This is a genomic window from Methylibium rhizosphaerae (genome assembly GCF_006386545.1).
In the GTDB taxonomy this organism is placed as follows: Bacteria; Pseudomonadota; Gammaproteobacteria; order Burkholderiales; family Burkholderiaceae_C; genus Pseudorivibacter; species Pseudorivibacter rhizosphaerae.
Map to the genome: position 1 here is coordinate 154,961 of NZ_SWAR01000009.1, position 8,753 is coordinate 163,713.

General features: G+C 65.6%; 9 protein-coding genes and 1 tRNA gene. 6 read left to right on the forward strand and 4 right to left on the reverse strand.

Annotation, left to right across the window (positions count from 1 at the left end; genetic code table 11):
• Positions 1–10: 10 nt before the first annotated feature.
• The 4 genes from proB to rplU form a co-directional block, all read right to left on the reverse strand.
• Positions 11–1,129 carry a glutamate 5-kinase gene (gene proB, locus E8D38_RS09550; protein WP_140628426.1) on the reverse strand — a complete coding sequence of 373 codons (1,119 nt, stop codon included), beginning with the start codon at positions 1,127–1,129 and terminating at the stop codon, positions 11–13.
• Between the two features lie 15 nt (positions 1,130–1,144).
• A complete protein-coding gene (gene cgtA / locus E8D38_RS09555; protein WP_140628429.1) occupies positions 1,145–2,254 on the reverse strand; it encodes an Obg family GTPase CgtA in 1,110 nt (369 codons plus the stop codon).
• 173 nt (positions 2,255–2,427) lie between these two features.
• Positions 2,428–2,685, reverse strand: a complete 258-nt coding sequence (gene rpmA / locus E8D38_RS09560) for a 50S ribosomal protein L27 (RefSeq protein WP_140628432.1) — start codon at positions 2,683–2,685, stop codon at positions 2,428–2,430.
• Positions 2,686–2,715: 30 nt separating this feature from the next.
• Positions 2,716–3,027: a 50S ribosomal protein L21 gene (gene rplU / locus E8D38_RS09565; protein ID WP_140628434.1), complete on the reverse strand. Its 312-nt coding sequence runs from the start codon at positions 3,025–3,027 to the stop codon at positions 2,716–2,718.
• 250 nt (positions 3,028–3,277) lie between these two features.
• Here rplU and ispB point away from each other — a divergent pair, with 250 nt between their 5' ends.
• From ispB to E8D38_RS09595, 6 genes are all read left to right on the forward strand, one after another.
• Positions 3,278–4,219: an octaprenyl diphosphate synthase gene (ispB, locus tag E8D38_RS09570; RefSeq protein WP_140628471.1), complete on the forward strand. Its 942-nt coding sequence runs from the start codon at positions 3,278–3,280 to the stop codon at positions 4,217–4,219.
• A gap of 52 nt (positions 4,220–4,271) precedes the next feature.
• Positions 4,272–4,348, forward strand: a tRNA-Pro gene (locus E8D38_RS09575).
• 110 nt (positions 4,349–4,458) lie between these two features.
• Positions 4,459–6,255, forward strand: coding sequence for a DUF6538 domain-containing protein (locus E8D38_RS09580; protein WP_342779525.1), 1,797 nt, complete (start codon positions 4,459–4,461; stop codon positions 6,253–6,255).
• A gap of 101 nt (positions 6,256–6,356) precedes the next feature.
• Positions 6,357–6,821 (forward strand): hypothetical protein, encoded by a 465-nt coding sequence (locus tag E8D38_RS09585; protein WP_140628438.1) that lies wholly within the window; start codon positions 6,357–6,359, stop codon positions 6,819–6,821.
• A gap of 452 nt (positions 6,822–7,273) precedes the next feature.
• Complete coding sequence (locus E8D38_RS09590) at positions 7,274–7,861, forward strand: hypothetical protein (RefSeq protein ID WP_140628441.1); 588 nt, start codon at positions 7,274–7,276, stop codon at positions 7,859–7,861.
• Positions 7,858–8,457, forward strand: coding sequence for a hypothetical protein (locus E8D38_RS09595; protein WP_140628444.1), 600 nt, complete (start codon positions 7,858–7,860; stop codon positions 8,455–8,457). Before E8D38_RS09590 ends, E8D38_RS09595 begins: the two co-directional genes overlap by 4 nt.
• Positions 8,458–8,753 lie beyond the last annotated feature (296 nt).

Sequence of the window (8,753 nt, forward strand, 5' to 3'; positions counted from 1 at the left end):
GCGTCGGTCTCTAGACCAGCACCATGTTGTCGCGGTGGATCATTTCCGGCTCGGCGGTGTAGCCGAGCAGCCGCTCGAATTCGCTCGACGGCTTGCGCGCGATGAGTCGCGCTTCGGCGCTCGAGTAGTTGGCCAGCCCGCGTGCGATCTGCACGCCGTCGGGGCCACGGACCGCCACCACGTCGCCGCGATGGAAGTCGCCCGTCACTTCGACGACGCCGATGGGCAGCAGGCTCTTGCCTTCATCGCGAACCTTGTTCGCCGCGCCCGCATCGACCACCAGCGTGCCGCGCAGCTGCAGGTGGTCGGCCATCCACTGCTTGCGGGCGGCCTGCTTGGCGGTGCCGGCCACGAACAGCGTGCCGATGGCCTCGCCGCCGGCGAGCCGCACCAGCACGTCGGCTTCGCGGCCCCAGGCCACAACGGTATTGGCACCGCTGCCGGCCGCGCGCTTGGCCGCCAGCACCTTGGTGATCATGCCGCCCTTGCCGATGCTGGAGCCCGCACCGCCGGCCATCTGCTCGAGCGACGGATCGCCCGCGGTGACCACGTCGAGGAAGCGAGCGTTCGGATCCTTGCGCGGGTCGGCTGAATACAGCCCCTTCTGGTCGGTGAGGATCACCAGCGCATCGGCTTCCACGAGGTTGGCCACCAGCGCGCCCAGGGTGTCGTTGTCGCCGACCTTGATCTCGTCGTTGACGACCGTGTCGTTCTCATTGATGACCGGGATCACCTTGAGCGACAGCAGCGTGAGCAGCGTGGAGCGCGCATTGAGATAGCGCTCGCGGTCGGCCAGGTCGGCATGGGTGAGCAGCACCTGGGCGCTGCCCAGGCCCTGTTCGCGCAGCTTGGTTTCGTAGATGTGCGCGAGGCCCATCTGCCCCACCGCCGCGGCCGCCTGCAGCTCGTGCACTTCCTTGGGCCGGCTCGACCAGCCCAGGCGCTTCATGCCTTCGGCGATGGCGCCGCTGGAAACCATCACCACTTCGCGACCCTGCGCAGCCAGGGCGGCCATCTGGCGGCACCAGTTGCCGATCGCATCGGCATCGACGCCCCGGCCTTCGTTGGTCACGAGGCTGGAGCCCACCTTCACGACGATGCGGCGGGCGTTCTTCAGAACGTCACTCATGGGGCTCCTGCGAAATCAGCGGAAACGGGGGTCGTCCGAAGCGGGCTTGAAGGCTTGCTCTTCCGCCGGCGCGGCCGGCTCTTCAAAGCGCACGTCGGGCTCGACCACGTGCTCCTGGAACTGCGCGACGTGCTGCCAGATGGCCTGCACCAGCGGCTCGCAGCCTTCCCGGGTGAGCGCCGAGATCTCGAACACCGGCCCCTTCCACTTGAAGCGCTTGACGAAGTCCTTCACCCGCGCCGCGCGCTCCTCGGGCGGCACCATGTCCAGCTTGTTGAGCACGAGCCAGCGCGGCTTGTCGTAGAGCGTCTGGTCGTACTTCTTGAGCTCGGTCACGATGGCCTTGGCCTGCGCAACCGGATCGACGCCTTCGTCGAACGGCGCCAGGTCCACGAGGTGCAGCAGCAGCCGTGTGCGCTGCAGGTGGCGCAGGAACTGGTGCCCAAGGCCGGCGCCTTCGGCCGCGCCTTCGATCAACCCCGGCACGTCAGCCACGACAAAGCTGCGCTCCGGTCCGACGCGCACCACGCCCAGGTTGGGATGCAGGGTCGTGAAGGGGTAGTCGGCGATCTTGGGTCGCGCATTCGAGATGGCGGCAATCAGCGTGGACTTGCCGGCGTTGGGCATGCCCAGCAGGCCCACGTCGGCCAGCACGCGCAGCTCGAGCTTGAGCTTCTTCTGCTCACCCGGCCAGCCGGGCGTCTTCTGCCGCGGCGCCCGGTTGGTGCTGGTCTTGTAGTGCAGGTTGCCGAAGCCGCCGTCGCCGCCCTTGGCGAGCATCACCATCTCGCCGGGCTTCAGCAGTTCAACCACCAGTTCGCCGGTCTCGGCGTCGGTGACGATGGTGCCCACCGGCATGCGCAGCACGATGTCTTCGGCAGCCGCGCCGAACTGGTCGGAGCCGCGGCCGGGCTCGCCGTTGCGCGCCTCGTGGCGACGCGAGAAGCGAAAGTCGATCAGCGTGTTGAGGTTGCGATCGGCCACCGCGTAGACATGCCCGCCGCGCCCGCCGTCACCACCGTTGGGCCCGCCGAACGGGATGAACTTTTCTCTGCGGAAGCTCACGCAGCCGCTGCCGCCGTTGCCGGCGACCACGTCGATGTAAGCCTCGTCGACGAACTTCATGACTTGCTGTCCTTGCCCTGCTGGTTGTCCGCGGGCTCGTGGGTCACGATGGACCACGCTGCAGCGTGTGCGGACGGTCGCAATGGCACGATGGTAATGGAGGCCCTCCGCGAAGGGCCTCAAAAACAAAGCCCCGGCAAGCCGGGGCTTTGTGCGAGTGCAGCTCGGGCCGCTCAGACCGGCGTGACGACGACCGTCTTGCGGCTCTGCGGGCCCTTCTCGGTGAAGGACACCTCGCCGTCGACCAGGGCGAACAGCGTGTGATCCTTGCCGGTGCCGACGTTGGTGCCGGCATGGAAGCGGGTGCCGCGCTGGCGCACGATGATCGAGCCGGCCGGCACGACCTGGCCGCCGAACACCTTCACGCCGAGCATCTTCGGTTGAGAGTCGCGGCCGTTCCGGGTGGAACCGCCGCCTTTTTTCTGTGCCATGTTTCGAACTCCTTGGAGCTAAGGCCGGGATCAGCCGTTGACCGCGCTGATTTCCAGCTCGGTGAAGGTCTGACGGTGACCTTGGCGCTTCTGATAGTGCTTGCGACGACGCATCTTGAAGATGCGCACCTTGTCGTGCTTGCCATGCGCCACCACCGTGGCCTTGACGCTTGCGCCGGCAACCAAGGGAGTCCCAACCTTCAGGTCCGCGCCGTTACCCACGGCGAGCACCTGCTCGATCACGATCTCTTGGCCAACTTCCGCAGCAATCTGTTCTACCTTGATCTTTTCGCCAGCAGCAACCTTGTATTGCTTGCCACCGGTTTTTATGACCGCGTACATATCAGCCCTTTCAGTAACAAAGAACACGCGCGACGGGGCTGCCCCCAAAGCGCAGCTCCTCGCCCGAGAGGCGAAGAGCCCGCGATCATACCACAGCCGACCTGTCAAGGCGCGCTTTCGCTCAGCGCGCGGCCAGGAGGTGTCCGCCCGCTCCCTATAATCCGCCGTCTGCTCACCGCGAGCCCGCCTCTGTTCAAGGGTCCCCAGCGTGTCCCCCGTCCCCAAAACAACGACCTCCGCCGCAGCACTTCTGGCTGCCGACATGGCCGAGGTCGATGCCCTGATCCAGCGCCGACTGGCCTCCGACGTGGTGCTGATCAACCAGATCTCGCACTACATCATCAGTGCCGGCGGCAAGCGCATCCGGCCGATGCTGGTCCTGCTGTTCGCACGGGCACTCGGCTTCAACGGGCCGGAGCGCTATGAGCTGGCAGCGACGGTGGAATTCATTCACACGGCCACGCTGCTGCACGACGACGTGGTGGACGAGTCGGCTCTGCGCCGCGGCCGTGAGACCGCGAACGCGCTTTTCGGCAATGCGGCCAGCGTGCTGGTCGGAGACTTCCTGTACTCGCGCGCCTTCCAGATGATGGTGTCGGTGAAGCGCCTGCGCGTGCTGGAAGTGCTGGCTGACGCGACCAACGTGATCGCCGAAGGCGAAGTGCTCCAGCTCATGAACATGCACGACCCCGACCTCGCGGTCGAGGATTACCTGCGTGTCATCCGCTACAAGACGGCCAAGCTGTTCGAGGCCAGCGCGCGCCTGGGCGCCGTGCTCGCAGGCGCCGACTCTCCGCTCGAGGAAACCTGCGCCTCCTACGGCCGCGCGCTCGGCACCGCCTTCCAGCTCGTGGACGACCTGCTCGACTATGAAGGCCTGTCGGCCCAGATGGGGAAGAACGTCGGCGACGACCTGCGCGAGGGCAAGCCCACCCTTCCGCTGCTGGTGGCCATGGAGCGCGGCACGGCACAGCAGCGGGCACTGATCCGCCACGCCATCGAACATGGCGAGGTCGAGAAGCTGCCCGAGATCATCGAGATCGTGCGCGAAACCGGCGCGCTGGAGGCCACGCGAGAGGCAGCTCGCGCCGAGGCTTCGAAGGCCCGCGAATGCCTTGCTGCATTGCCGATGTCAGAAAGCCGCGAAGCTCTGCTAGAATTTTGTGTTCGTTCGGTAGACCGCTCTTCCTGAGACGGTCTGACGAACCTGCAGAGCAGCCCGCAACGGGCTCGTCACTGCAAATCGGGGTGTAGCTTAGCCTGGTAGAGCGCTACGTTCGGGACGTAGAGGCCGGAGGTTCGAATCCTCTCACCCCGACCAACTTCAACAGTCGGTTTTCATAGGGAAGCAAGCGCTTCTGCGGGTCGCAAGACCATTCGTGTGTCTGTTCGATGTGTCACTTTCCTCTCTGACACGTGGCACACGAACCGATGGCAAAACCTCTTGGATTGTTCCTACGTGGCGGGTCTTACTCGCTGCGCGTCATGGTCCCGAAGGACCTTCAGGCCCAAAACGCGGGAGAAGGCGGTAAGCCGCGCACGAAGCTGGTCGTCGCATTGGGTACTGCTGACCTGCGCGAGGCTCGTTTGCGGGCCGCTCAGAAGCGAGCGGAATACGAAACGCTGTTCACGGTACAGCGTGCCCGCCTCAAGCCACGGAGCATCCAGCCGACCCGCGAGGTCGTCACACATCTTGCGGCGCTGTTCCGCCATGAACTGCTGAGCGACGACGACAGGACCCGCGCAAACCCACACACCACCGGAGCGACGGCGGCGCTCGGAGCCGCGCTGCTCCTTGGGGCCGAGCCGGTTCACACGAAAACCACGCCCACCGGCCACATCGTGCAGGTTCACGCACTTGGTGCGGAGCTGCTCCCAGACGATGACGCGGACCCGCTGGCAGGGTTCAAACGCGAGCATGCGCAACTTATCAAGGCGGACCACCAGCGCACACTCGCGGGCTGGAAGGAGGACGCCGCGGATGGACGTCTGGAGGTCGCCCGCCGGGCAGCGGATCGCATGGCGCAGCGCATGGGCTTGCAGCTGGACTGGGGCACGGCAGGGGCACGTGAGCTTCTGGTGACGTTTCAGCGCAGCATGATCGACGCCGCGGCGGCCCTCGTGGCCCGTGGGGCCGGTGAGAGCGTGGAGACCCCGGAAGCGCCGGCAGCCCAGCAGGTCGCCGCACCTGCGAGGCTGCGCGATGCACTCGCCCCATGGAGGGCTGCCAAGCCCAACCGACACGCGAAGACGGTGCGCGATACCGAGCTGGCCCTGGAGGCCTTCGAGGCCTTCACGGGCAACCCCCCGCTATCGCGCCTAACGCTGGCACATGGCGACGATTTCCGTGCGTGGCTGCTCAAGCAGTCAAGCAGCGAGAAGACCGCTGCAAACAAGTTCGCTGCCGTCAACGGGCTGCTCAACTATGCCGCCGACCAGCGCGGCATGATCGAACGCAACCCTTGGGCAAAGCTGCGCGTAAACATCACCAAGCGAACCAAGGGCGGCCCGTGGGCCCTCGGGGAAGTCGCCACTATCTTCGGCACGTCGCTGTTCACGTGCTACGAACTCCCGCCCCAGGAAAAGGCTGCTCAGGATGCGGCGTACTGGGTACCTCTGCTCGCGCTGTTCACGGGTGCTCGCGTGTCCGAATTGGCGCAGCTCCGCATTCGAGACCTCGTGCTTGCCGACAGCTCCGCAGGCCCTGCCACCCTTGCAGTCTTGAGCATTACCGATGAGCCAGAGGACGACGAGGTGGGCACGTTCGCAACGGCCACCAAGACCGCGGGCAGCGTGCGCACGGTCCCGCTGCATCGCGAGCTGATCCGCTTGGGGTTCCTGGAGTACGCAGCCGCCATCAAGGAAGCCGGCGCCGCCCAGATGTTCCCCTCCGTTCAGCGGCGCGAGGGTAAGGGCGCAGGCGACGACCTATCTACCTGGTTCGGCAAGTACCGGCGAGGCCTGGGCATCACGCGACCTCGTGCAGGTATTCACGCCGCGCGACACACGATGCGCACCGCGCTTGCCAATGCAGGGGCCACCGATGCACAGGCATTTGCGATTGGCGGATGGTCGGGCGCCCGCGGCCCGGGCAATTCCACATACCTGCACGCCCTTTCGCCCGAGGTATTGCGAGAGGTACTGGATCGCGTTACCTATGCAGGCCTGACGTTGCCGAGAGTTTTCAAAGAGCCCGCCTGGGCCCCAAAGACCAACCGGGTCGGGTAGAGCGCCCCAGCCCTTGCCCAGCGTGCCCGCGCACACCCACCTGGCTCCCGATAAGCGCCCCCGGGTTTCAGCGGCGCCACAACCTTGAGACGCAGAAGCCAATGAACCGTCTTGCCACTGCCGAGTTCCTGACCTTCACACCCACCGAACAGGCGGCTTTGCATGCGTTGGCGCATTCACTGTCCCGAAGCCTTTGCGTGGGGGTCACCGCGGACTTCTATAGCCCCCAGGATAACGACGAGTACGCCTCGCTCCTTATGGTCGAGCCGGACAGATTGACGTTGGAGCCGCTGGCGACGGTGCAGCTCATTCGAAGGCCTGCGCGTGGGTTCGGGCTCGTTATGGCGAGCGGTCGGGCCTATGGTTCTGCCACTTGGCGGGCCGCAATTGCGGCTGACTTCTGGCTGACTCTGCGCTATGCCGAGCGCACGGCAATTCGTGCCGCTCTTGGTCTGCGGGCAGGTTCCTTCGCGCTGCAGCATGCCATGCCCCCCACTCCACAGTTGGAAGCAAAGGTGTGGCGGCTCAGCCGCGCGGCGTGCACTTCTCCGCTCCTTGACCGTTGACATGCGGCTCCGGGCTCCCTGCCTGGAGGCCCCATTGACGAACTACCGGTTAGGTAGGGGGCCGCTATCCCTGGCGCCCTCCACCGACGGATTGAACTCGCTCCAGTGCCGGTCGGAAAACCTTCGACGCGACATGCAGTTGCAGTAACGCACGGTTAGGTAGCGACCTTAGCGCCACGCCAGCAGTCCCCACAGTTGCGAGCAACTCCCCGTCGGGGTCGCTGATGTGGCCCCAGGCAGGGCTGAAGCCAGGCAAATCAGCCGCGCCAGCCCGCGTCTCGCGCAAGCCCCCCCTGCCCCGCGCTATTTACGAGCCCAGGAGCCCCTTGCCGGTCTCGGCAGGCTCGTGATGCCCAAGAGCGCGGCCCCTCCGCGCATACGCGCAGGACCTGCCCCCTCTATCCCTGGCCTCCCGGCCGGGAGGGGTGCGTTCGACCACGAAAGACCCAGCAATGACTCACAAAGTCCCCGTCCTCCTGAAGCGCTCGCCCAAGACCAACGACGTGCGTCCTCATTCACACTGGCCTGACGTGCTCGTCGTGCAATTACAGAACCGCCAGGCCTGCCAAATCAGCAAGGCCCGGTACGAGGCCCTGCAGGCCGCTGGCCACACTGGGCGCTGGTTCGCCAACCGAGACGGCAAGTGCGGCCATAGCTACGTCCGTCTCGAAGGTCCATCCAACCTACTGACTGTCGCCCGCCTCATCACTGACTGCGAACCCGGGCAAGCCGTCCGCTACCTCAACGGCAACCGCTTCGACCTCCGCGACGAGAACCTTAGCGTGGTTGCCAAACGGGGCGGCAAGTGCAAGAACCCGGTGCAGGAAGCCGAGGACCGCTTCCCCGGGGACGTTGAGGCCCAAGCGGCCTGGTTGCGCCGCAGAGCCCGCAAAGGCGATCGGACCGACTTGGCTGTCATCGCGACCGCGCTGCATGGTGATACCCCGGCGGCCCGCGTAGGGCTCATGGAACTGTTCGGCGGGAAGCGCACCTTGGGCGAACTCGGTTGTGTGACCGTCTGGGCCACGGAGCCCGCATGAGCTGCACGCAGTGCGCGGCGCAGCGCACTCCAAACCCTGCACGACCGACTGAAGCGCAGCGACGCGCCCGGGAGGAATTCGACATTGACAAGGCAATGGCGGCACTTCCTGCCACTTCCACTGCGTGTCGTCCGCAAGGGGCAGCGGGTGTGCGGTTGCGCCGACATCACGTCGCGGTCATTCCGGAGGGCTTGTTGCGTGAGTTCGCCCGTGACACGCTCGGTGCCAAACGGATGTCGAAGCAATACCTTGATGCTCTTCGCGTGGTCCTCGGCAACAAGGCCGACGCAAGCTGCAGGCGGTACGTGCTGGAACTGAACATCCGAGTCCCGTTCGCGGCGGAACGCGTGATGCGAACCATCATCGACCAGATGAAGCGAGCGGGGCTCACCTATGGTCAAGGGGTCGCCCTGGGCAATGGGCGCACGCAAGTTGTCCAGTGCTTCGGCCCGCGTCGGCAGGAGTGTGCGGATGAAGATGCGCCGGCAGAACTGGAGGCTGACCTGCGAAGGGAAGAGGAAGCGGCGCCCCATGCACCCGCCATGCCCCCAAATGCCGAGCCGTGGGGCATCCAGGCGAGCGAAGTGCCGCACTGACGAGCACCGAGCGGCCAGGTCTTAACGTCACAGTAAATGGGCCCCAGAGCCCTAAGGTCCAGACCATCCTTCGTGGCGCCGCTCTGGCGACCGCAATTTCCAGCCTGAGACAGAAAGAGGATTCCCCAGCGGCCCGCGCCGGCGGTTTGATCTGAGCGACCATAGGCTACAGGGTACGCGTCTGTGCATCCCACCTTGACTGGTCAGCAGCAGCCCGGCAGGAAGGGCCGATGTCGTTGTAAGGTTGAGCACACCCAAGGCGCCAGCACGTTGTTCAGATGAACCAGTCCCCATAC